Below are 22,725 nucleotides of genomic sequence, written 5' to 3' on the forward strand. Positions count from 1 at the left end.
GGCTGACGCACGCTGATGAGTCTGTTTGCGGCCGGAGCGCTACTTGGCCAGGGCCGATTCGTATTCGCCGCGGATGGTGTCTCCGCCGTTCTTCTTCCAGTCCGCCACCGCAGTCTTGAGTGCGTCCATGGAACCACGGGCCGCAATGACCGCCGTGGCAGCATCGGAGACTGGCTGGCCGAGCTTGGCCCCCTTGCTCGCATTCGTGGGGCTGAACAACGTGCCGCACGGATCTTCCACGCCCAGGGGAATGAGCTTGGAATAGGCGTTGTGCATGACGTCCACAATGTCCTTGTTGCTGGGATCGTAGACCACCTGCTGGGGAGCTGCGAGGTACTTCCACGGCACGGCGTTGTCCAGGAGCGCGCGGTCGGTGACCACGGGGTTGCCGTTGGCATCCAGCGTGTAGTCCACGCCCTCTGCACCGTAGTTGAGCAGCAGGTACTCTTCACTGCCAAACGGTGCGGCCAGGAAGTTGGCCACGGCCAGGACTTCCTTGAGCTTGGCCTCATCGGCCTTCTTGAGCATCACGGTGGCGAAAGTGATGTTGTCCAGCCACGTCTGGGCCTTGCCGCCGTCGTGGCCCACCGGAATGAACGGGACCGCCTTGTTGGCCTTGTTCGCTGCCGGAACACTGCGCCCGTAGCCCGTGGGACCGATGTACGCGGGCAAGCCGTCATAGATCATGGCTACCTTGCCTGAGATGAAGGAGTTCACCATTTGCGACTTGGTCCAGCCCTCGGAACCCGGGACATACAGGCCGTCCTTGTAGAGCTTGGCGGCGAATTCGATCGCGGCAAAGTATTCGTCCGTTTCGAACGCCCTGGTGAGTTTGCCGCCGTCGTTCTTCCAGACGTTCGGGGTGCGGAACATGTGGTGGAGCATCGTCAGCCCGAACTTGGTGCTGCCCAGGGCCCACTGGTTCTTGGCAGGGTTGGTCAGTTCCTTGGCCACACGGTAGAAATCGTCCTTGTCCTTGATGTCCTCGGTGGACTTCAGGCCCACGGCTTCCAGGAGAGTCTGGTTGACGAAGCCCGAGCCGCCCGTGAGGTTCCGCGGGATGGGCAAGGAGTACAGTTTTCCGGCCTGGACGGTCTGCTTCCAGAAGACCTCCGGGATGGCAGCCAGGTTGGGGTAGTCCTTGACTTTGTCCCCGCCCAGCAACGGAGTGAGATCAGCGCATTTCGCTTGGAGAAACTCCACGATGTTCGGCACGGCGGCACCGTCGTTGAGCATGAGGTCCGGCAGTTCGCCGCCGGCAATGATGGTGTTGAACTTGGTGGCGTAATCGTCCGAGGACACGGACGTGATGTCCACTTGCCCACCCAGTCGCTTTTCGATCGCCTGCCATGCCGGGTTGTCGGCACGGCCATTCGGGGCCGTGCCGAAGAGGTTGGTGATCGCCGTGATCCTGCCGCCGTTCAAGGGCGCCTTCGCGACGCTCCGGAAAGGGGCGGGGTACTTGTAGAACGCGGCCGGAACGCCCTCGGCAGTGCCTGGAATGTCTGCCATGGACGCCTTCAGCGGAACGGTGGTGGGCAGCAGGGCTTCGCTCGCGTTGGAGGCCACGCCGGTGGTTCGCTGGCCGCAACCGGCCAGGGCGCCGCCGCCGAACAGGGCCAAGGCGCCGATGCCTGCGACCGAGAGGAAGTTCCGGCGGCTGGGGCCGGCAGAGGGTACTGCGTTCATGGGGCTTCCCTTTCAAGTGGAATGGTTGATTAGCCTTTGATGGCGCCGGTGAGGACGCCCTTGGTGAAGTAGCGCTGGAGGAACGGGAAAACGATCACGATCGGGACCAGGGAAATCACGACGACGGCCATCTGGATCGCTTGGGACGGCACCGCCACTTCGGCGACTGCCGAGTCCCCCATGGGCTGGCCGAGGAGGACGTACTGGCGAAGGATCATGGACAGCGGCCATTTGTCGTCGTTGAGGTAGAGCATCGCGTTGAAGAAGGCATTCCAGTACCCCACCGCGTAGAAAAGCCCGACGACGGCCAGCACACCCCGGGAGAGGGGCAGCACCATCTGGACCAGGATGCGGAAGTCCCCGGCACCGTCGATCCTTGCGGCCTCGAAGAGTTCCTGCGGGAGGTTCATGAAGAAGGAGCGGACCACCACCAGGTTGAACGCGCTCATCAGCGTGGGGAGGACCAGTGCGGCGTAGCTGTCCAGCAAGCCGAGTTCCTTGACCATGAGGAAGCTGGGAATGATGCCGGGGCTGAAGAGCATGGTGAACAGTGCCGTCATGAGGAAGAAGCGCCCGCCTACGAGGTCCCGACGGGTCAGGCCGTACGCCATGGCAACAGTGACCAGCAGGGAAAGGGCCGTTCCAACGGTCGTGATCAGGAGCGAACGGACCAAGGCGTCCGTGACCACGCCCCCGGCAAAGATGGTTTGGTACGCGGCGAACGTGGGCTCGTTCGGGAAGAGCACCAGTCCGTTGTTGGCGGCGATCTCCGACTGGCTGGACAGGCTCGTGGCCAGCACGGCGAGCAGCGGATAGAGGGCCAGGAAGCAAATGGCCACCAGGGCGATGGCCTTGGACAACTGGACAGCAGTGTTGGGCTTCTCCATCCAGGCCGGCCGCTGGCTGCGGCGGTTTACCCTGGCCTTGGCGCCGGCGCGCCCCGGACGGGCCACCAGGGTGCTACTTTGACTTGCCATTGGAATAGACACCTTCCTGTCCAAAGAAATGCGCGAGCTTGTTGGCGCCAAGGACCAGGACCAGACCAACAACGCCCTTCACGAGTCCCACCGCCGCGGCCGGGCCCCACTGTCCGTCCTGGATGCCGTGGAAGTAGACATAGGTGTCCAGCACTTCACCGGCGCCCGGGCCCACGTTGTCCCGCTGCAGCACGATCTGTTCGAAGCCCACCGAGAGGATGCTGCCGAGGTTGAGGATGAGCAGCAGGATGATCACCGGCATGATTCCGGGGAGCGTGATGTGCCACAAGCGGTGACGCGCGCTCGCGCCATCCACGGCGGCCGCTTCATACAGTTCCTGGTCCACGTTCATGAGCGCCGCCAGGAAGATGATGGTTCCCCAGCCAGCGTCCTTCCAGATGGACTGGATGGTCACCAGGAAGGGGAAGAATTCGGGAGTGGTCATCGCGTCGAAGCGCGGCAGCCCGAGGTTGTCCAGCAGGTGCGGAACGGCGCCCGTGGCACCCAGGACTTCGGAGAACACCGCAACGATGATCACCCAGCCGATGAAGTGCGGCAGGTAGACCACGCTTTGGACGAACTTCCGGATCCTGTCCGAGACGATGCTGTTCAAGAGCAGCGCCAGGCAAATGGGCACCGGGAAGAACAGCGCCAACTGGAGTCCCGTGATTACCAGCGTGTTGCGGAGGGCTTCCCAGAAGGCGCCGTCCTGGAACATCGCCGCGAAGTTTTCCAGGCCAACCCACACGCTGTCCATGAAGCCGAGGTAGGGCTTGTAGTCCAGGAACGCGATGATGTTGCCGGCCAGCGGGATGTAGTGGAACACCACGAAGTAAAGGAACCCCGGGGCGATCAGCAGCAACATCACCTTGTCGCGCCGGATCCTGGCCAGGAGGCTTTGCTTGCGGTGCCCGGGCAGCGTTGCGCCCGGAGGCCGTGAACGACGGCGGCCTTCCGCCACCGGGGCCTGCCCGCCGACGTCGGACCTCGCCTGGGGCGGCAGTGTCTGGCTGTTGGTGCTCATGCTTGTCCTCTGTCTGCGCCCCTTGGCGTGCGGGGCGGTGTGGAGTGGCTGGGGTACTCTGGCGCCCCGCGTTGGAATAGTAAGCGCTTACTATGCGTGACAAACTATCCAGAGAACTTATGTGATGTCAATAACATGCCCAAAGCCGCACTTTACGGCATGTAGAGCGATTGACAGGCGGCAGATCACGCACCTACTGTGGCGATCAAATAGCAAACGCTTTCTATAACTTTCTACGAGATGCGATGGGATCCACGTGACCACCAAGCTCCAGCAGGCCGGCACCATCAAGGCCGCCTTTGTGATGGGCCGCAACGTCCTGCCCACCTTGTTCAGCACGGAGGACCAAGCCAGGTTGCGCGGCATCGTGAGGCTTGTCAGGGACCAGCCTGTCAGCGACTTCTCGGCACCTGGCGCCCTGGGGGAGCTCGCAGATACGGAGCTCCTGATCACCGGCTGGGGTGCGCCCGTCATCGACGGCCGCGTGCTGGACCAACTCCCCCGCCTTCGCTGCATTGTCCACGCCGCCGGAACGGTCAAGACCTTCCTGACACCCGAGGTGTACCAACGCGGCATCGACGTGTCGTCGTCGGCCTCAGCCAATGCCGTCCCGGTCGCGGAGTTCACGTTTGCTGCGATCGTCATGGGCTTGAAGCGTGCCCGGCGTTTCAGCGAGCAACTCCGCACCACAGGCGCCTCACGAAGCACCTTGGGATTCCCGTCCATCGGAACCAACGGCGTCACCATCGGGCTCATCGGAGCCTCCCGCGTGGGCAGGTTGGTGATCGGCCTGCTCAAGAACCTCGACGCAAGGGTCCTGGTCTACGATCCCTACCTGGACGCCGTCGAGGCTTCCCGCCTGGGAGTGGAGTCTGTGGGGCTGGACCAACTCTGTTCACTGTCGGATGTGGTCAGTGTCCACGCCCCGGACATCGCCGAGACGCGTGGCCTGATCGGCCGGCGACAACTGGAACTCATGAAGGACGGGACCCTGGTGGTCAACACGGCCCGGGGAGCCTTGATCGACTCCGCCGCCTTGACCGAAGAGTTGGTATCCGGCCGGCTGGATGCCTACCTCGACGTCACAGATCCCGAGCCCCTCCCGTCGGGCTCTCCGCTCCATGGGCTGCCCAACGTGGTCATCACACCCCATATCGCAGGCGCCTTGGGGAATGAGGTGCACCGCCTGGGCAGCCATGCGGTGACCGAAGTTCGCAGGTTGAGCGAGGGCTTACCCCTGGCTTATCCGGTATTGGCCGCGGATCTTGCGAGAATCGCCTAGTGACTGAAAAGAGTTCCCCCACAGACCAGCTCCCCGGACGCAGCGGCACCGGCGCAACCATTGCCGACGTCGCGCAGGCCGCCGGGGTGTCAGTGGCCACCGTGTCACGGGCCCTCAGCGGCAACTATCCCGTGGCCAAGGCCACCCGTGAGCGCATCTTCCGTTCCGTGACAGAACTGGGCTACGTGGCCAATGCCCACGCAAGGGCCCTCGCAGGAGCCACCACGCGCACGGTGGGCATCATCATCAATGATGTTGCGGACCCCTTCTTTGCCTACATCGCCCGCGGTGTTGAACGGCAGGCGAGCGCTGAAGGCCGGCTATGCCTGATCACGGCAACCCATGGGGACAAGGAACGCGAACTTGCCCTGGTGGACCTCATGCGCGAGCAGCGGACGGATGCCGTGATCGTGGTGGGTGGAGCCTCGGACGATCCCCGGTACCGCAAGCAGATGGCCGACCGCGCGCGGGCACTGGCAGCCGCCGGTTCCTCGTTGGTGTTGTGCGGCCGCCCTTCCCTGGGCCCTGGTGTCCCCACCAAGATGGTCACCTATGACAACGAAGGAGGCGCCTTCGCTATTACCGACTACCTCATCTCGCAGGGGCACCGCAGGATCCTGTACGTAGGCGGCCCCCGCGATTTCTCCACCACGGCCTCACGGCTGGCAGGTTTCTACCGCGCCTTGGATGCCCGGGGCATCGAGCGGGATCCTGATCTGGTACACGAGGGCGCCTTTGGCCGGGGCTTCGGCTACAGCCGGATGAGGGAACTGCTGGACCAGGACCTCCACTTCACGGCCGTGTTCGGCGCCAACGACCTTGTTGCCGCCGGAATCCTGGAAGCCTTGGAAGAGCGGGGCCTCCGGGTACCCCAGGACATTTCCGTGGTGGGCTACGACGACGTTCCGGTGGCCAGTGAACTCCGGCCACGCCTCACCACGGTGCGGGTCCCCCTGGAAGAACTCGGGCGCGAAGCCGTCCGGCTGGCACTGGCAGCCACTCCCCACGACGCCGGTGCCACCGCAGACAACACCCTCACCGTCGGAACGCACATCGTGATCCGCGATTCGGTGTCACCACCCAGCAGATCCTGAGCACTTCTGTTCACTTCTGTTGAGGTGGGCCTCGCCTGATCGTAGGGTTGCTGAAAATTTCCGCCGCACCCATGTAACTGGCACTAGTGGTTGTTCTCAGTGCTGGGAACAACCACTACTGCCAGTCAGTTGCGGCCATCCTCTCGAAACGGAGCAGTTTTGAACTCAACAGGACACCACATGAGCCGCAGGACCCTTTTCCACGTTGCAGGCGCAGCTGCCCTCGCCGGAGCCATGGTGGCCCAGGCCGGCCCCGCCCTGGCAGCACCGGCAGGGCTCAAGGAACTCATCGACCGCCGCAAGCTGGTCCTCACCGGCGCACGGAGCGCAGAAGGTGTTCCCGAACTCGCCACCCAGCTGGAGGGAATGGGGCAAACTGCCGGAAACTGGTGGACTTCCTTGGATAAAGCCCCGGTCCGGACCTCACTCTGGAACGACATCCCGTTGACCGGAATCGGACAATCCGCCACGGCAACGGGGAACCTGGGGCTGCACTTCAACAGGCTCTACGACATGGCCCTGGGGTACGCCGTGCCGGGTAACCCCTACGCGGGCAACGCGGAGCTCGCGGCGGACATCGTCGCCGGGCTCAAGCTGCTCAACGACACCGCCTACAACCCCGGCATCCGAGCCGCCGGAAACTGGTGGTTCTGGGAGATCGGGGTTCCGCGGAAGTCGGTGGACATCCTGACCCTGCTGTATGCGGAGATCCCTGAGTCCCTCAGGACTTCCCTGCTCGCCGCAGTCCGTTGGTTCGCGCCGAACCCGAATTGGCGCGGGCGTGCTACATCCTTGGCGGAGACCGGAGCCAACCGCGTGGACAAGTCCTTGGCGTGCAGCATGCGGGGCATCCTGGACAACAACACGGATGAGATCGCCTTGGGCAGGGACGCCTTGAGCGACACCGTGCGCGGAGGAACCAACAGCGTGTTCACCTACGTGACCAGCGGCGACGGTTTCTACACGGACGGGTCGTTCGTGCAGCACAGTTACCTGCCCTACGCGGGGACCTATGGAGTGGTGGCCTTGGCCGGCATTGCCGAAATCATCGCGATGCTGGGTGGGAGCACTTGGGCCATCAACGACCCCAAGCAATCAGTTCTCCTGGACGCCATTGAAGCCACGTATGCTCCGTTCGTGTGGGACGGCCGGATCATGGACACTGTGCGCGGGCGTGCCGTTTCCCGCCAGCGCGAGCCGGACTACGTGAGCGGCTTTGGCTTGATCTCCGCTGTCCTCTTGCTGGCCCCGGGCTGCGAAGAGCCCTACCGTTCGCGCTTCCTGGCACTGGCGAAGGGGTGGTTGGAACGGTGCGCGGACCAGAAGTTGGTAGGCCACCCAACGCAAAGCCTGGCGAAGTCCTTGCTGGCCCTGTCGGTGTTGTCCGATGCCTCCGTGACGGCGGCCCCGGCTCCGGTCTATAGCCGCATGTTCGCGGACCAAGACAGGCTGGTCCACCATCGCCCAGCGTGGGGTTGCACCGTCAACCTTTCCTCCAAGCGCATTGGCCGGTATGAATGGGGCAACAGCGAGAACAACCTGGGCTGGTACCAGGGTGATGGCATGACGTTCGTCTACACGAGGCAGGACCCGGCCCAGTTCAGTGCCGATTTCTGGCCCACCGTGGACCCCTATGGACTGCCCGGCACCACGGTCAACGATCAGGTACGTGCCAGCGGTGCCGGCGGAGCAGGAACGGGCATTCCCCGCGCGTACCAGGCCTTCGCGGGTGGGCTCACAATCGACGGCCGCTGGGGTGTCATCGGCATGGACCACCTCAATCACAACAAAACCCTCTCCGGCCGGAAGTCGTGGTTCTTCCTCGACGACGCCGTGGTGTGCCTGGGTTCGGCCATCACCGGCACAGGTGGGGCTTCGGTGCAGACCACCATCGAAAACCGCTCCTATGCCCAGGGCAAGGTGCCGGCCTTGCGGACCGACTCCCGGAACCGCGCCATGGCACCCGGGGATGCGGCCGTGGTCCTGAAGCGCTCGCTCCACCTTGAGGGTCACGGTGGTTATGTCTTCCTTGACGCACCCGGAGTCACGGGCAGTCCCGAAGTGGCTGTGGTCCGCCGTACGGGCAGTTGGTATGACGTCAACTCCGGAGCAGATACGGGCGGCAGCAAGGACAACGTCACGCGGGATTACGTGACGCTGACGCACCGGCACGGCAAGGATCCCGTGGGGTCCGGCTACGCGTACATGATGCTGCCTGCCGCGACTCATGACGCCACGTTTTCCCAGTCGGCAAACCCGGACGTGAAGGTGCTGGCCAACTCGGCGGAGGCCCAGATGATCCAGGTAGGCAAGGAAGGCCTGGTGTTGGCCAATTTCTTTGCGGCAGTTGATGCGGCCGGTCATGCGGCATCCGGTCCATGTACGCTCGCCACACATCAAACAGGCGGCAAGCTCACCGTCTCGATTGCCGATCCGTCCCGGACGCAGGCCAGCGTCCGGATCACTCTTCCCGGCACGTGGAACACCCTGCTTAATGCCGATGAGGGCGTCACCCTGGTGGGCAGCAACACCATCGAGGTCCAGCTCGACGGTCATGGCCACCAGAAGAACCTGACGCTGGGCGCCTAGGCGAGCTCCGCCGTCGAACCTGCCCGGCGAGCACCGCCGTCGAACCCGCCCGGAAACCTGCGAAACCGCCGGAAGGTTCCGTGCGAAATCGACGGTTTCCCGCGAAATCAGCGGTAACTTCCAACGCAAAAGAGGCGGGCCGGGGAATCCCCGGCCCGCCTCTCGCAGTAAGTCCTTACGCGTGCGCCTTGATGGCCTTCGCCAGGACGTCAAGGCCGTCCAGCAGCAGTTCGTCGCTGATGACCAGCGGCGGGAGCAGGCGGATCACGTTGCCATACGTGCCACAGGTCAGGATGACGACGCCTTCCTGGAGGCAAGCGGCGGCAACAGCCTTGGTGAGCTCGGCGTTCGGTTCCTTGGAACCGGCCTGCACGAGTTCGATCGCGAGCATCGCGCCACGTCCACGGACATCGCCAACTACGGAAACTTCGGCAGCCAGTTCGCGGAGCTTGCCCAGGGCGAGTTCCTCGATGTGGCGTGCGCGGCCGTTGAGGTCGTGCTGTTCCATGGTGTCAATCGCGGCGAGTGCTGCCGCACAGGCAACCGGGTTGCCACCATAGGTACCACCGAGGCCGCCCGGGTGGACAGCGTCGAGGAGGTCGGCGCGGCCGGTGATCGCGGACAGCGGGAGGCCGCCGGCGATGCCCTTGGCCATGGTGATGATGTCCGGGACAACGCCCTCGTGGTCAACGGCGAACCATTCGCCCGTGCGGCAGAAGCCGGACTGGACCTCGTCAGCAATGAAGACGATGCCCTTTTCCTTGGCCCAGGCGGACAGCGCCGGGAGGAAGCCTTCGGCCGGAACAATGAAGCCACCTTCACCCTGGATGGGTTCGATGATGATCGCGGCAACCTGGTCGCCACCGATCTGCTTCTCGATCATGGTGATGGCACGCTTGGCAGCCTCGGCGCCGGTGATTTCCGGGTTCTCTTCACGGAACGGGTAGCTCATGGGCATGCGGTAGACCTCGGGCGCGAACGGGCCGAAGTTGGTCTTGTACGGCATGGCCTTGGCGGTCAGTGCCATGGTCAGGTTGGTGCGGCCGTGGTAGGCGTGGTCGAAAGCAACCACGGCGTCGCGGCCGGTGGCCAGGCGGGCAACCTTGACGGCGTTCTCCACGGCTTCGGCGCCGGAGTTGAAGAGCACGGTGCGCTTGGCGTGGTCGCCCGGGGTGAGGCGGTTCAGCTGCTCGGCAACGGCGACGTAGCCCTCGTAGGGGGTCACCATGAAGCAGGTGTGCGTGAAGTGCGCGGCAGCTTCCTGGACGGCGGCGACGACGGCGGGATCGGAGGCACCGACGCTGGTCACGGCAATGCCGGAGCCGAGGTCGATGAAGGAGTTGCCGTCGACGTCGCGGATGATGCCGCCGTCGGCGTCTTCAACGTAAACCGGGACGCCGGAAGCGACGCCGGCAGCAACGACGGCGGAGCGGCGCTCAGCCAGTGCCTGCGACTTGGGGCCGGGGAAGGCGCCGTTGATGTTGCGCTTCTGCTCGATGCGGTACGAGAGTTCGTTCGCGGTGGTGGTCATGGAGTTTCCTTCTTTACTGATGGGGGCCGCACCGGCCGGGGTCCGGGCCAGTGCGAAGCGAAGTGGTGAGCCGGAGGGGACTATGAGACGGGGTTATGCGTCCAGCGCACTCATCACGTGCTTGATGCGCGTGTAGTCCTCGACGCCGTACATGGAAAGGTCCTTGCCGTAGCCGGACTGCTTGAAGCCGCCGTGGGGCATCTCGGCCGTGAGGAGGATGTGGGTGTTGATCCAGACAGCTCCGAAGTCGAGGTCGCGGCTCATGCGCATGGCTGTGCCGTGGTCCGTGGTCCAGACGCTGGAAGCCAGGGCGTATTCGACGTCGTTGGCCAGCTCGAGCGCTTCGGCTTCGGTAGTGAACTTCTGGACCGTGATGACCGGCCCGAAGGTTTCCTTCTGCACGATGTCGTCGCTCTGCTTGGCACCGGTGATGATGGTGGGCTCGAAGAAGAAGCCCTTCTCGCCCGCACGGTGGCCACCGGTAACGATCTTGCAGTTCTCCGGCAGGTTCTCCACCACGGAGGTCACGGCGTTGAAGTGGTTCACGTTGTTGAGCGGGCCGAAGTAGTTGTCTTCGTCGTTCTGCGAGCCGGTCTGCAGGGTCTTGGTGTGCTCCACCATCGCCGCCACCACATCATCGTGGACAGAATCCTCGATGAGCACGCGGGTGATCGCTGTGCAGTCCTGGCCTGCATTGAAGAACGCGAACTCGGCGATGGCCGCAGCGCTCTTCTTGATGTCCGCGTCCTTGAAGACGATCGCGGGAGCCTTGCCGCCGAGTTCCAGGTGTGCGCGCTTGAGGCCCTTGGCTGCACCACTGGCAACCGCGATGCCTGCACGGACCGAACCCGTGATGGACACCAGGCCGGGGACCTTGTGCTCCACCATCAGCGAGCCGGTTTCGCCGGTACCCAGGACAACGTTGAGGACGCCGGCCGGGAAGATCCCGCCGGCCAGGCGTGCCAGGACCAAGGTGGATTCCGGGGTGGTGTCCGAGGGCTTCAGGACGACGGTGTTGCCCGCGGCCAGGGCGGGGCCGATCTTCCAGATGGCCATGAGGAACGGGTAGTTCCACGGCGCAACCTGGGCCACGACGCCGATCGGTTCGCGGCGCACATAGGACGTGTGGCCCTCGAAGTACTCACCGGCAGACTTGCCTTCCAGCAGGCGTGCGGCACCGGCGAAGAAGCGGAGCTGGTCAGCGCCGGCGGCAATTTCCTCGGAGGCGATGAGGGAACGGACCTGCCCCGTGTTGCGGTGCTGTGCCTCCACCAGTTCGTCGCTGTTGGCCTCCACGGCATCGGCGAGCTTGAGGAGCATGAGCTGGCGCTGGCCAGGCGTGACATGCTTCCAGGTCTTGAAAGCCTCACTGGCGGCGGCCATGGCAGCGTCAACATCTGCCTGCACCGAAATGGGCGACTTGGCGACGACCTCCCCATTCGTGGGATTCACGACATCCAGGAGACCCGTACCTGACGGCGTGACGAATTCGCCGTTGATGAAGTTCTGCAAGGTTTGAACCACGGTGTGCAACCCTCTTTCGGTGTGTTGGCATGGGCTGGTTAGCTGATCAGAGCCTATGCCAGTGAGGTGCCCCACGGAATAGTCAGCTGCACACTCCCTGACCCGGCTCTTAGTGCGCTTGCCCAGTGCCGGGTTACCCTTGTATCCATGGCCATGTCCCTCGCTTCCCTCCTTGCTGTCCCCTCCCTGAAACTCCGGAAAACGGGCGCTGCGGAGACCACGTGGAACCAGGACATCAGCTGGGTGGCAGTGACCGAACTCGAGGATCCGCAACGCTTCCTCAGCGGCGGCGAATTGGTCCTCACCACCGGCCTGCGCCTCAAGAGTGCCGCGGACCAACGACGCTTTGTCCGGCAGGTCCAGCGTGCGGGTGCCGTGGGCATCGGATTTGGCATCGGACTCACCCACGAGGCAGTTCCGGAACCCCTCATCGCCGAGGCCAACCGTTGGGGACTGCCCCTGGTTGAGGTGCCGTACGCCATTCCGTTCATCGCCATCGGCAAGCTCGTGGCGGAATCGCATTCCGCGGACCACTATTCCAATCTGGAACGGCTCCTGGCCGGCCACCAAATTCTGGCCCGCGCCCTCCTCACCGGCGGCGGACTCGCAGAACTACTGAAGCAACTCGGCAGCATGCTGCGCACGGACCTTGTGCTCACCCAGTTCAGCGCCCAGTTGTACAACAGCGTGCCCGGGAAGCCGGCTCCCACCGCGGAGGGCTGGGCCTCCTATCCGATTCCCACGGGCCGCCGCGACGCCTGCACGCTGTGGTTGCGCCAGCCCTTCATCGACTCCGGCATTGTCAGCTATGCCCAAAACCTCATCAGCGTTGAACTCAACAACATGGTCAAGCAGCGTCAGGCCCAGCGCGCCATGGCCGGACAGGTGCTGGACGACGTCATCCACGGGACCCTGGAAACCATTGAGGCCGCCCGTCGTTTGGCTGGCGTGGGCATCAACAGCACCCGGAAAAACGTCGTGCTGGTTGCCGAATCCACGGCCCACCACAAGCAACTGGTCAGCATCTCGCTGCCGCAGGCGCTGGAAGGCGGCGTGAGCGCCGTCGTCGGGAAGGACCTGGTCGCAGTGGTGGCGGACGACGGCAGTTCGGCCACCGCGCTGGCAAAGAGCCTCAGCGACCACCTGCAGGAGGCAGGAATCCACGCCGTGATCGGCATCGGCGGCGCCTACACCAAGCCGAACGGCCTGCGATGGAGCTACTTCGAGGCGCGCGACGCCGTGGCGCACGGCCTGCCGGTCAACGAGCCGGAGCGGCTCAGTTTGACGTCGTTGCTGTTGGCGAGCGAAGACGTCCCGCTGGCGGACATGGCGAGCGAGTCCCTCACTCCCCTGCGCAAGTTCGATGCCGCCCATGGTGCCGAACTCGTGGCCACGCTCGAAAGCTACCTGAACCACAACGGTTCCGTTGCAGCCGTGGCCGAGGCGCTGACACTGCACCGGAACACGGTCCGCTACCGGCTGGCCCAGATCACCGAACTCACCGGCTACGACCCCTCCCAGACCCAGGACCGGGTGCAGTTGTGGCTGGCCTTGGCGGTCCAGCGCCTGGGGTCGCGGAACCCCCGGTAGAACGTACGACGGCGGCACTCCCGTTGGGTGCCGCACCGCCCCCTGCGTTTCACGCTGGAGAGATTCGCCACAGAAGTCTGGACATTAGACGTCAAACGTCTAACCTTTAAATATGGCGACGACTTCACTCACTACGACGACAGGAAACATCCCTACGATCTCTCCCGCCGGCACTGCTGCTGCTTCGGTAGCCAGTGCCCGCGCGCCCAAGCCGCGCGTCGTCGCCGTCGTCGGCATTATTGCCGTGGTGCTCATCGGCCTCAACCTTCGTGCCGGCATCACCAGCGCCGCCGCCCTTTTCCACGAACTGCAGCAGTTCCTGGGCTATGGCGCTTTGGTGGCCTCGATCCTGCCCTCCATCCCGCTGCTGTGCTTCGCCGTGGCCGGGCTGGGGACCTCATGGCTGACCCGCCGGGTAGGCGTAGAGAAAGCCATCTTCATCGCTTTGGCGCTCTTGGCGGCAGGCCTGCTGGTGCGAGGGGTTCCGGCCACTGGCGCACTTCTGGGCGGCACGGTGCTGGCGATGTCCGGGCTGGCTGTCTGCAACGTGGCCATGCCCTCGCTGATCCGTGAGCACTATTCCGAGCGCACCTCCATGATGACCGGCCTCTATACGTTCACCATGTCCGGCGGCGCCACCTTCGCCGCCGCCGTGAGCGTTCCGCTGGCGCAGCAGCTTGGTTCGCCGTCCATGGGCTTGGCAGCCTGGGGACTGCTGGGTGTGGCCGCACTTCTCGGCTTCCTGCCCGTGGTCCTGCACAGCCACCGCAATGCCGCCAAGACCGAACGTCCACGGGTGTCCATGTGGCCGCTGCTGCGCACCCGGTTGGGCATCCTCATCACCGCGATCTTTACGTTCCAGGCCTTCCTTGCCTACGCCGTGATGAGCTGGTTCGCCTACATCCTCACGTCACAGGGCCTGAGTGCCTCCGAGAGTGGACTGCAGTTCGGCGTGATGCAGCTGGTCTCCGTTGCTGCCGGCATGGTCCTGCTGGCGTTCGGTTCCCGGCCCGGCATGCTGCGCCCTGCTTTGTACCTGGCCAGCAGCTCCACCCTGGTAGCCATCGGCACCATGCTGTGGTTGCCCACGTCGCTCGCCGTCATCCCGGCCGTCCTGTTCGGCTTCGGGCTGGGCATCTTCCCGCTGGTCCTGGTGATCATCAGCCGCAGCGGCGGCTCCACCGCCGAGACCACTGCGCTCTCCACCATCGCCCAATCACTGGGATACTTGATTGCGGCAATCGGCCCCTTCGGCATGGGGCTGCTCCACAGCGCCACCGGTGGCTGGGTGTTGCCGCTGAGCCTGCTGTCCATCGTGGCCGTGGCGCTCATGGTCACCTGCCACCTGCTCACCAGCAAGCGCACAGCATCCAAGACCCAACCGAGGACGGCATGACCCTTACCCCTTCGCATCGCCCGGTCCTGGCCGAGGAGATCACCGCCAAGCTGCGGGACATGATCAAGTCCGGTGAATGGCCGTTGCAGGAACGCATCCCGGCGGAGCCTGAGCTCATGGCCACCTTGGGCGTTTCGCGGGGCACCTTGCGTGAAGCCATCAAGGCCCTGGCGCACTCCGGCATGCTGGAAGTGCGCCGCGGGGACGGCACCTATGTGCGGGCCAACAGCGAGATCTCCGGCGCTGCCCAGCGCATGTACCAGGAACACACGCAGGAACACATCGTGGAGGTTCGGCTGGGGCTGGACACCCAGGCGGCCCGCCTTGCCGTCAAGCACGCCACGGCCGAGGATATCGCCGAAATGCGCCGCCTGCTCGCGCTCCGCCACGATGCTTGGCTCGCCGAGGACTACCCCACGTGGGCCGGTGCCGATTGGGAATTCCACGAGCGCGTTGCCCAGGCGTCCGGCAACCCCCTGCTCCACCAGCTGTATGTGTCCTTCGGCGGCGTCTTCCACAATGACTTGCTCCGGCAGCAGCGAAAGGACGGCTTCAACGGCATCCCGCGCGAAGGCCACGACGAACTCGTGGATGCCCTCGAAGCCCACGATCCCGAGGCGGCCGTCTCCAGCGTGTACCGGAACCTCGACTTTTGCGCGGACAAGAGCCCGGTTCAGTCCTGAACTTTTAGGGTGTGAGCCCGCGATTCCCTTGCAGCCCGGCAACGGAATCGCGGGCTTTCGACGTCCTAGCGAGCCAACTCGATCCCCGCTCCGGCAGCGTCCCGGAACCGGGCGTCGATCAGCACCACGTCCCGGCCCGCCCGGTCCAGCAGGCTCGCGGCAACACTGGCCCGGTACCCGGTGGCGCAGTGCACCCAGATCCTGGTTTCGGGCAACTCAGCGATCCTCGTGAGGAGCTCATAAACGGGGATGTTCACGGCATCCTGCACATGGGAAACCTTGAATTCCTCGGGCCTCCGCACATCCAGGACAACATCCTGGGACACCCTCTCCCGCAGCAGTAGCCTCCAGTCGCCGTGCGGGTAGCTCCTTCGCCGCACACCCGGCGCCAAGGCGCCCACCCAGCTTGTCCCCGGGCCCTCGGAGCGATCGCCACCCGGCCTGCCGGGTTCTTCCCCGCGGGACCCTTGGCTACCCGTAGAGCGCCCATCGGTGGCAGGCCCGACGGCGGCATCCGGACTTTCGATGCCGATCCTCGCCAGGTCCCGGATCGCCTTGTGCACTTCTTCGTGGGACCCCAGAAGGGTTAGCGACTGTTCCCAGGGGATCACCCAGCCCAGGTAGCTGGTGAAGTTTGAACCGTTGCCGTACTCGAAAGCCACGCTGCCTTCCAGATGGTCCTCCGCGAAAGCCACCCGGTGCCGGAGGTCCACCACCCACTCGCCGTTGTGCAGGCGGCGGGCCAACTCTGAAGGTTCAACGGATTCCGGAACATCCAGGGCCGCGGCGGCAGGGCCCTCAGCGTTGAGGGGGCTCATGTGCGCGTAGTAGGCAGGGTAGGCGGTGATGTTCGCCAGGAGTTCTGCCACGAAGTGGTCCTCGCTGGGGTCGGTCAGGGCATGGTTGGACGTTGCCTGCTCCCCCAGGGTGGAAGCATTCTGGTGGCTCGCCGGACCGATGGAACAGAAGGATCCAAAGCCGTGAGTTGGGTAGAGCGCCGCGTCGGGAGATGCCGAGGAAACGAGCCGGCGCACCGAATCGTACTGGGCGTGCGCCAACGCGGCCGTGTCATTCGGGGTCACGAGGTCCGTCCGTCCAACCGAGCCGTACAGCAAGCTGCCGCCGGAAAACACGGCCTCCGCACCGCCGTCGTGCGTTTCATCCCGCACCACGTACGCAAGGTGGGCGTGCGTGTGGCCTGGGGTGGCGACCACCCGCACGGACAGGCGTCCTACGGAAAAGACATCGCCGTCCTTGACCGGTGTTCGCTCAAACGAGACACGGTCCGCGACGTTGACCAGATACTCAGCGCCGTGCTGCTGGGCGAGGACCAGCCCACCGGTGACGTAGTCGTTGTGCAGGTGCGTCTCAGCGACATGGGTGATCCGCACGCCCGCTTAAAGGGCGGCTGCTTCGATGCGGTCGATGTCCCGCTGGGGGTCGATCACCAGTGCAACCGAGCCGTCGTGCACGAGGTAACTCCGGTCCCCCAGCTGGGGCGTTTCGATGACCACGACGTCCATGCTTCAGGGTACCGCTGAGGGTTAACCCCGTTAAAGCAGCAGCGGGGCCACTCGAAATGAGTGACCCCGCTTGCCGGATAAGAAAACTAGACCTGCGCGGCTACGCCGTCGCGGGAGATGCTGACCATTTCCTCGCGCGGAACAACCTTGATGCGCTCACGCTTGACCTCAACACCGTGCGACGTGCCGGCCTCGGTAGCCGCTGCGCCGAGGGCGAGTTCGTGGGCGTCGAGGGCGAGCCAGCCTTCCCAGCTGGTGAACTGCACGCCGCGGGAATCCAGGAGTTCCACCACGGCGTCGGCGGAGGGAACCTCGGCGAACGGCAGGTTTTCGCGGTCCTCGAGCAGGTAGGTGACGGTCTCAAGCGCGTCGCCCTTGGTGTGGCCGATGAGGCCAACCGGACCACGCTTGATCCAGCCCGTTGCGTAGAGGCCCGGAACGTGCTGGCCGTCGGCATCCAGGACGCGGCCGCCGTCGTTCGTTACGACGCCCTTCTTGTGGTCGAACTCAACGTCCGGCAGGGCCGAACCGAAGTAGCCGATGGCGCGGTACACGGCCTGGACCGGGTAGTCGATGAATTCGCCGGTGCCGCGGGCGTTGCCCGTGCCGTCCAGCTCGGTGCGCTCGAACTTGATGCCGGCAACCTTGCCCGGGGTCTCCGGGGAGTCGACGATCTCCACCGGGCTGTGCAGGAAGTGCAGGTGCAGGCGGCGGGAAGCCTTGAGCTCGGAGAGGTCCTCGGGCTGCTCGGCGATCCAGTTGGTGAGCGTGCCAACCATGGTCTTAACCTGGTTGTTGCTCTGGATGGCCTCGTCCGAGGCTTCGTCGAACTCGAAGTCCTCGGCGTAGAGGATGATGTCGACGTCCTTGGAGTGCGAGAGTTCGCGGAGTTCCAGCGGAGTGAACTTCACCTGGGCCGGGCCGCGGCGGCCGAAGACGTGCACGTCGGTGACCGGCGAAGCCTTCAGCCCGGCGTAGACGTTGTCCGGGATTTCGGTGACCAGCAGGTCATCGGCGTGCTTGGAAAGGACGCGGGCCACGTCCAGGGCCACGTTGCCGTTGCCGAGGACAGCGATTTCGGTGGCTTCCAGCGGCCATTCGCGGGAAACGTCCGGGTGTCCGTCGAACCAGGAGACGAAGTCGGCGCCTCCGAAGGAACCCTCAAGCTCAATGCCCGGGATGTTCAGGTCCGCGTCCTTGATGGCGCCTGTTGCGAAGATGATGGCGTCGTAGTGCTTGCGGAGGTCCTCGATGGAGAGGTCCGTGCCGTAGTCCACGTTGCCGAAGAAACGGATGTCGCCGCGGTCCAGCACCTTGTGAAGGGCGTTGACGATGCCCTTGATGCGGGGGTGGTCCGGAGCCACGCCGTAGCGGATCAGGCCGTACGGTGCCGGGTAGCGGTCAAAGAGGTCGATGCTGACGGTGAGTTCGCCGCTCTTGACGGCTTCGCTCTTGGTCAGGATGTCAGCTGCGTACACGCCGGCAGGGCCGGAGCCGATGACGGCGACGCGAAGCGGACGGTCCGCAGAACCTACGGGGGTGCTAGTTGACACGGCTGTGTTCCTTCTTCTTCTCAGTCCTCCCAACTGAGTCGCAGTTGTGCGCGTTTTGAGGGCTCATAACGCGCACTATTGCGACTTAGTTGGGTTGGGCGGGGCTTAGTTGGTGCGGACGCGGGGACGGTTGGGGGTAATGGTGCTGTAGTCAGCGGTCTTGAAGTGCTGGGGCGCAAACGGGCTGACACGGACAACATCGCCAATGACAATCACCGCTGGATTGGCCACGCCGACGGCTTCCGCCTGGTCCGCGATAGTCTCCAACGTGCCGATCGTGACGCGCTGTTCCGGCAAATACCCGTTTTCTACGATACCTACTGGAGTCTCCAAAGGCAGACCCGAGCCTGCCAGGGCGGCCGCAGACTCACGCAATTGGGCCACTCCCATGAGCAACACCACAGTGTGGTCGGGGCGTGCGGGGACTTCGGACAACTCTTCATGGCCGGTCACCACGCTGAAGCCCTTGGCCAGTCCACGGTGGGTCACGGGGATGCCGGCCGCGGCCGGAACCGAGATTGCGGATGTCACGCCGGACACCACTTCAACCTCGACGCCGTTCTGCCGGCAGAATTCTGCTTCCTCGCCACCGCGGCCCAGGACGTAGGGGTCGCCGCCCTTGAGGCGGACCACGCGGTTGCCCTTGAGGGCTTCCTCCACGAGGATGCGGTTGATCTCAAGCTGCGGGACCGGGTGGTGGCCTGGGGCCTTGCCCACCTCGATCACGCGGACGTCCGGCGCCAGTTCTGCCAGCAGCCCGCGCGGGCCAAGACGGTCAGCAACCACGACGTCGGCCTGGCCCAGCAGGCGGCGACCGCGGACGGTGATGAGTCCCGAGTCGCCCGGGCCACCGCCAATGAGGGCTACCGAACCGTTCGCTCCCGGCTTGCGGTGCCGACGCAGCGGGAGATCGCCGGTCTCCAAGGCTGTCGCAACGGCATCACGCAGGGCCATCGCACGGCGCGGGTCTCCCCCGGCGTTAATGGCGATCTTGACGTCGTCCACCACGGCCACGGCGGGGGTCCATGCGGCCGAGGATTCATGGTCGGAGGCGTTGACGCACCAGATGCGCTGCGCTTCGGCGTCGTTCGCTACCTGGGTGTCCACGGCGGGAGTGCCGGTGGCAGTCTGGACGAACCAGACGCCGTCGAGGTCTTCCGTGCGGTACTCGCGCTGCTCCCAGGCCAGCAGGCCGGAATCCACCAGGCCGCGGAGTTTTTCGGAGGCAATGGGAGCGACGACCGTAACTTTCGCTCCGGCGTCGAGCAGTCCCTTGGCGCGGCGCGCCGCGACTGGTCCGCCGCCCACCACCAGCACCGGGCGGCCAAGGAGGCGCAGTGCTGTGGGGTAAATGTCCTGTATTGCCATGAAAAAACTGTAGGGCTGGCGCGTAACATGCTTCAAAGGCCCGGACACACCCGGTAACGCTGGGTAATGCAGCGTCACAAATGACGCAACCCAAGGATGCCGCAGGTGCTCAGAAGACGGACCAGCCCGTGCGGGTTGTGAATTCGTCCAGTGCTGCCACACCGGCCACCGAGTTTCCCGAACGCCCCAGGCCTGGGCTCCAGACGCTGATGGCGCACTTGTTGGGAACCACCGCGACTATTCCGCCTCCCACTCCGCTCTTGCCCGGCAGCCCTACTCGGTACGCAAATTCGCCCGCTGCGTCGTAGGTTCCGCACGTGAGCATGACGGCGTTGATCCTCTTCGTTTGGGCCGGCGACAACACCAGAGACCCGTCAGCTCCGAGGCCGTTGGAGGCCAGGAACCGGGAAGCAAGAGCCAAGTCCTCGCAGGTCATGGCCAGGGCGCACTGCTGGGCGTAGGACTCCAGGACCTCGTCCACAGGATTCTCGAGGTTGCCGCAGCTGGCCAGAAAGTGGGCCAGCGAGGCGTTCCGGTGACCGCTTTCCAGTTCGGACGCAGCCACGCGTTGGTCGGTTTCAACCAGCCCGTTCCCGGATTCGCGCCGCATTAGCTCCCGTACGGCTCCTGCCGCGTCTCCGGTCAGGCTCAGCAGTCTGTCCGTCACCACGATTGCGCCCGCGTTGATGAACGGGTTGCGGGGTATGCCTTCCTCGCTTTCCAACTGGACCAGCGAGTTGAAGGGGTTGCCCGACGGCTCCCGGAAGACACGCTTCCAGATTCCATCGCCGTCTCTGGAGAGCACCAGCGCCAGGGCAAAGACCTTGGAAATACTTTGGATGGAAAACTCCACGTGCGCGTCGCCTGCAGAGTAGACCTCGCCTTCACGCGTCACCAGGGAAATGCCGAATTGATGGGGATCCACCGCGCCGAGCTGTGGAATGTAACCGGCCACTTGTCCTTGGCCGACATGCGGTTGAACCGCTCCTGCAATGTCTTCGAGAAGGTTTTGGATGTCCATCTTTACCTTTGCTGGCTTCGTCAACCCCCTCCTCGTTGAAGGGGCGTACACATGCGCCGAAGGTGTTCACGCAGCGACGCACAGCCAATAACAGTACCGTTCGGGGCGTCGCAGGGCTTGTTCAATGGAAGCGCACGGGTGATTGGGGTCGTAGTCCACGCCCGACTGTTGGGCACAGTGGTGGTTGCGCCGGCGCGGCCTGGATCTTTTTTCGCCAGGGACCTTGACTGTTATGGTCGGAGCATGAATCGCGAGGTCGCGTCAGGTGCGCTCCTTCTGATGGTGGCCCCACTCCTGGCTGGCTGTCTGGGCGACTACTCCGCATTCGGCGACTGCAACGATCTGGCGAATGAGATCTCCCACGTCATCGAAAAGTCCATCGGGTCCGCGCCATCCCTAAACAGCGCGCGGGGCGACGGAGGGATGACGCCATGGTGCCGGATCGATTTCACAACCACCGATGAATATGCGGCCGACGATAAGCGCCTCAGCGCGCTGAAAACCGAAGTCGAGGCTGGAATGGCCAACTGGTCACGTGGCATCGTCGTGACAATACATGGCGGCAACGAGCGCAGCATTGAGGTTCTCTCACCTGGCGAACAGGACTGAACAGCGCAACCCTGTTCTATCGTGTCTGTCCTCGCCCTCCAATGACCCGATCTCTCGTATGACCCGATGCTGGAGGTCGTCCGTTGCCGGTCGACCGTCATGAGAAAACCACCCATAGCAGCCGTCTGCCGTTACCCTAACGCTGGATCGCGTCTCCTTGCACCAGGTCTTCCCAATTTGGCTTCCAGCCGAACGCAGGGGCGACGTGTTTGGCCACATTCCCCAGGAGCTTTGCGTTGTACTCCACGCCCAACTGGTTCGGAACCGTGAGCAGCACGGTGTCCGCTGCCTGCACCGCCGCGTCCTGCGCGAGTTCCTCGGCCAGTTGCTCCGGGGAGCCGATGTAGCTCTTGCCGAAACGGGACAGGGCGCCGTCGAGTATTCCCACTTGGTCCTCGCGATCAGCCTGCGCGCGCAGACCAAAGTAGTGGTTGTCTTCCGCGTCCACGATCGGAATGACGCTGCGGCTTACGGAAACCCTTGGCTCGAAGTCGTGACCCGCAGCTGCCCAGGCATCCCTGAACATCTGGATCTGTTCGGCCTGCAGTTGGTCGAAGGGCACGCCGGTGTCCTCGGTAAGGAGTGTTGAGCTCATCAGGTTCATGCCTTGCTCGGCCGCCCAGACTGCGGTCTTCCTGGTGCCGGCACCCCACCAAATCCGTTGTGGAAGGCCGGGTGACTGTGGCTGGATGGGAAGCAGCCCGGTAGCGCCTCCTGCGTAATGCGGGTCTGCCTGGGCTACGCCGTGTCCTGCAATGGCCTTGCGGAACAAGGCAGTATGGCGTCGTGCCATGTCGCCGCCGTCCTCGCCCTCCTCAGGAACGTAACCGAAATGGGAAGCGCCGTTCAGCGCCGGCTCGGGTGAACCACGGCTCACGCCGAGTTGCAGCCTGCCGTCGCTGATCAGGTCTGTGGCCGCTGCTTCCTCCGCCATGTACAACGGGTTTTCATAGCGCATGTCGATCACGCCCGTGCCCATTTCGATGCGACTGGTACGTGCGGCGATGGCGCTCAGGAGCGGGAAGGGCGAAGCCTGCTGCCGGGCGAAGTGGTGCACGCGGAAGAACGCGCCATCAATGCCCAGTTTCTCGGCCTCAACAGCGAGCTCGATCCCCTGCTTGAGGGCTTCGCCTGCAGTGGGAACCAGTGAACCGGGGACGCGGGCCCAATGGCCGAAGGAAAGAAAGCCGATCCGTTTCTTGTGCATGTCCGGGACAACGCCGTGCCGTGCCCGCTCATTCCGCGAAGGTCAGGTTTGTGCTGCGAACCACT

16 protein-coding genes and 1 pseudogene are annotated in these 22,725 nt (G+C 64.4%); 7 read left to right on the forward strand and 10 right to left on the reverse strand.

The window, feature by feature from the left end; translation table 11 throughout:
* Nucleotides 1–39 precede the first annotated feature (39 nt).
* Genes ACIQTZ_RS07190 through ACIQTZ_RS07200 form a run of 3 tightly spaced genes read right to left on the reverse strand, consistent with a single transcriptional unit; the run spans nucleotide 40 to nucleotide 3,690 of the window.
* Complete coding sequence (locus ACIQTZ_RS07190; RefSeq protein WP_402978867.1) at nucleotides 40–1,689, reverse strand: extracellular solute-binding protein; 1,650 nt, start codon at nucleotides 1,687–1,689, stop codon at nucleotides 40–42.
* Nucleotides 1,690–1,718: 29 nt separating this feature from the next.
* A complete protein-coding gene (locus ACIQTZ_RS07195; RefSeq protein ID WP_402978870.1) occupies nucleotides 1,719–2,666 on the reverse strand; it encodes a carbohydrate ABC transporter permease in 948 nt (315 codons plus the stop codon).
* Complete coding sequence (locus ACIQTZ_RS07200; RefSeq protein ID WP_402978873.1) at nucleotides 2,650–3,690, reverse strand: ABC transporter permease; 1,041 nt, start codon at nucleotides 3,688–3,690, stop codon at nucleotides 2,650–2,652. The genes ACIQTZ_RS07195 and ACIQTZ_RS07200 overlap by 17 nt, the downstream gene beginning before the upstream one ends.
* Nucleotides 3,691–3,946: 256 nt before the next feature.
* On the opposite strand from ACIQTZ_RS07200, the gene ACIQTZ_RS07205 reads away from it, so the two are divergent.
* The 3 genes from ACIQTZ_RS07205 (at nucleotide 3,947) to ACIQTZ_RS07215 (ending at nucleotide 8,655) form a co-directional block, all read left to right on the forward strand.
* Complete coding sequence (locus ACIQTZ_RS07205; RefSeq protein WP_402978876.1) at nucleotides 3,947–4,972, forward strand: hydroxyacid dehydrogenase; 1,026 nt, start codon at nucleotides 3,947–3,949, stop codon at nucleotides 4,970–4,972.
* Nucleotides 4,972–6,066: a LacI family DNA-binding transcriptional regulator gene (locus ACIQTZ_RS07210; RefSeq protein WP_402944870.1), complete on the forward strand. Its 1,095-nt coding sequence runs from the start codon at nucleotides 4,972–4,974 to the stop codon at nucleotides 6,064–6,066. The genes ACIQTZ_RS07205 and ACIQTZ_RS07210 overlap by 1 nt, the downstream gene beginning before the upstream one ends.
* 180 nt (nucleotides 6,067–6,246) lie before the next feature.
* Nucleotides 6,247–8,655 carry a polysaccharide lyase 8 family protein gene (locus ACIQTZ_RS07215; protein WP_402978879.1) on the forward strand — a complete coding sequence of 803 codons (2,409 nt, stop codon included), beginning with the start codon at nucleotides 6,247–6,249 and terminating at the stop codon, nucleotides 8,653–8,655.
* Nucleotides 8,656–8,830: 175 nt separating this feature from the next.
* On the opposite strand, the gene gabT is transcribed toward ACIQTZ_RS07215, so the two are convergent.
* Together gabT and ACIQTZ_RS07225 are read right to left on the reverse strand one after the other, a co-directional pair.
* Entirely contained in the window at nucleotides 8,831–10,186 is a 1,356-nt protein-coding gene (gene gabT / locus ACIQTZ_RS07220) for a 4-aminobutyrate--2-oxoglutarate transaminase (RefSeq protein WP_402978882.1), read from the reverse strand.
* 93 nt (nucleotides 10,187–10,279) lie between these two features.
* A complete protein-coding gene (locus ACIQTZ_RS07225) occupies nucleotides 10,280–11,710 on the reverse strand; it encodes an aminobutyraldehyde dehydrogenase (RefSeq protein ID WP_402978885.1) in 1,431 nt (476 codons plus the stop codon).
* A 147-nt stretch (nucleotides 11,711–11,857) separates the two neighbouring features.
* Here ACIQTZ_RS07225 and ACIQTZ_RS07230 point away from each other — a divergent pair, with 147 nt between their 5' ends.
* From ACIQTZ_RS07230 to ACIQTZ_RS07240, 3 genes are all read left to right on the forward strand, one after another.
* Complete coding sequence (locus ACIQTZ_RS07230) at nucleotides 11,858–13,300, forward strand: PucR family transcriptional regulator (protein ID WP_402978888.1); 1,443 nt, start codon at nucleotides 11,858–11,860, stop codon at nucleotides 13,298–13,300.
* Nucleotides 13,301–13,412: 112 nt separating this feature from the next.
* Nucleotides 13,413–14,696 (forward strand): MFS transporter, encoded by a 1,284-nt coding sequence (locus tag ACIQTZ_RS07235; RefSeq protein WP_400328811.1) that lies wholly within the window; start codon nucleotides 13,413–13,415, stop codon nucleotides 14,694–14,696.
* Nucleotides 14,693–15,379, forward strand: coding sequence for a FadR/GntR family transcriptional regulator (locus tag ACIQTZ_RS07240; RefSeq protein WP_402978891.1), 687 nt, complete (start codon nucleotides 14,693–14,695; stop codon nucleotides 15,377–15,379). Before ACIQTZ_RS07235 ends, ACIQTZ_RS07240 begins: the two co-directional genes overlap by 4 nt.
* A gap of 65 nt (nucleotides 15,380–15,444) precedes the next feature.
* On the opposite strand, the pseudogene ACIQTZ_RS07245 reads toward ACIQTZ_RS07240, so the two are convergent.
* From ACIQTZ_RS07245 to ACIQTZ_RS07260, 4 genes and pseudogenes are all read right to left on the reverse strand, one after another.
* A pseudogene (locus ACIQTZ_RS07245) lies at nucleotides 15,445–16,902 on the reverse strand (rhodanese-like domain-containing protein).
* 86 nt (nucleotides 16,903–16,988) lie between these two features.
* Nucleotides 16,989–18,455, reverse strand: a complete 1,467-nt coding sequence (locus ACIQTZ_RS07250) for an FAD-dependent oxidoreductase (RefSeq protein WP_402978894.1) — start codon at nucleotides 18,453–18,455, stop codon at nucleotides 16,989–16,991.
* 105 nt (nucleotides 18,456–18,560) lie between these two features.
* Complete coding sequence (gene cobA / locus ACIQTZ_RS07255; RefSeq protein WP_402978897.1) at nucleotides 18,561–19,823, reverse strand: uroporphyrinogen-III C-methyltransferase; 1,263 nt, start codon at nucleotides 19,821–19,823, stop codon at nucleotides 18,561–18,563.
* Between the two features lie 109 nt (nucleotides 19,824–19,932).
* The gene (locus ACIQTZ_RS07260) at nucleotides 19,933–20,844 is read right to left on the reverse strand and encodes a glutaminase (RefSeq protein ID WP_400330572.1); all 912 of its coding nucleotides are present in this window, start codon (nucleotides 20,842–20,844) and stop codon (nucleotides 19,933–19,935) included.
* A 243-nt stretch (nucleotides 20,845–21,087) separates the two neighbouring features.
* On the opposite strand from ACIQTZ_RS07260, the gene ACIQTZ_RS07265 reads away from it, so the two are divergent.
* Nucleotides 21,088–21,453, forward strand: a complete 366-nt coding sequence (locus ACIQTZ_RS07265; RefSeq protein WP_402978903.1) for a hypothetical protein — start codon at nucleotides 21,088–21,090, stop codon at nucleotides 21,451–21,453.
* A gap of 136 nt (nucleotides 21,454–21,589) precedes the next feature.
* Here ACIQTZ_RS07265 and ACIQTZ_RS07270 read toward each other — a convergent pair whose 3' ends face one another.
* A complete protein-coding gene (locus ACIQTZ_RS07270; RefSeq protein ID WP_402978906.1) occupies nucleotides 21,590–22,660 on the reverse strand; it encodes an LLM class flavin-dependent oxidoreductase in 1,071 nt (356 codons plus the stop codon).
* Between the last annotated feature and the right edge of the window lie 65 nt (nucleotides 22,661–22,725).

It is taken from the genome of Paenarthrobacter sp. NPDC090520 (genome assembly GCF_044769205.1).
GTDB lineage: Bacteria > Actinomycetota > Actinomycetes > Actinomycetales > Micrococcaceae > Arthrobacter.

Coding starts and splice junctions, on each gene's coding strand:
- ACIQTZ_RS07190 (WP_402978867.1), bottom strand. CDS start 1,689: ATGAACGCAGTACCCTCTGCCGGCCCCAGCCGCCGGAACTTCCTCTCG.
- ACIQTZ_RS07195 (WP_402978870.1), bottom strand. CDS start 2,666: ATGGCAAGTCAAAGTAGCACCCTGGTGGCCCGTCCGGGGCGCGCCGGC.
- ACIQTZ_RS07200 (WP_402978873.1), bottom strand. CDS start 3,690: ATGAGCACCAACAGCCAGACACTGCCGCCCCAGGCGAGGTCCGACGTC.
- ACIQTZ_RS07215 (WP_402978879.1), top strand. CDS start 6,247: ATGAGCCGCAGGACCCTTTTCCACGTTGCAGGCGCAGCTGCCCTCGCC.
- gabT (WP_402978882.1), bottom strand. CDS start 10,186: ATGACCACCACCGCGAACGAACTCTCGTACCGCATCGAGCAGAAGCGC.
- ACIQTZ_RS07230 (WP_402978888.1), top strand. CDS start 11,858: ATGGCCATGTCCCTCGCTTCCCTCCTTGCTGTCCCCTCCCTGAAACTC.
- ACIQTZ_RS07235 (WP_400328811.1), top strand. CDS start 13,413: ATGGCGACGACTTCACTCACTACGACGACAGGAAACATCCCTACGATC.
- ACIQTZ_RS07240 (WP_402978891.1), top strand. CDS start 14,693: ATGACCCTTACCCCTTCGCATCGCCCGGTCCTGGCCGAGGAGATCACC.
- cobA (WP_402978897.1), bottom strand. CDS start 19,823: ATGGCAATACAGGACATTTACCCCACAGCACTGCGCCTCCTTGGCCGC.
- ACIQTZ_RS07260 (WP_400330572.1), bottom strand. CDS start 20,844: ATGGACATCCAAAACCTTCTCGAAGACATTGCAGGAGCGGTTCAACCG.
- ACIQTZ_RS07265 (WP_402978903.1), top strand. CDS start 21,088: ATGAATCGCGAGGTCGCGTCAGGTGCGCTCCTTCTGATGGTGGCCCCA.
- ACIQTZ_RS07270 (WP_402978906.1), bottom strand. CDS start 22,660: ATGCACAAGAAACGGATCGGCTTTCTTTCCTTCGGCCATTGGGCCCGC.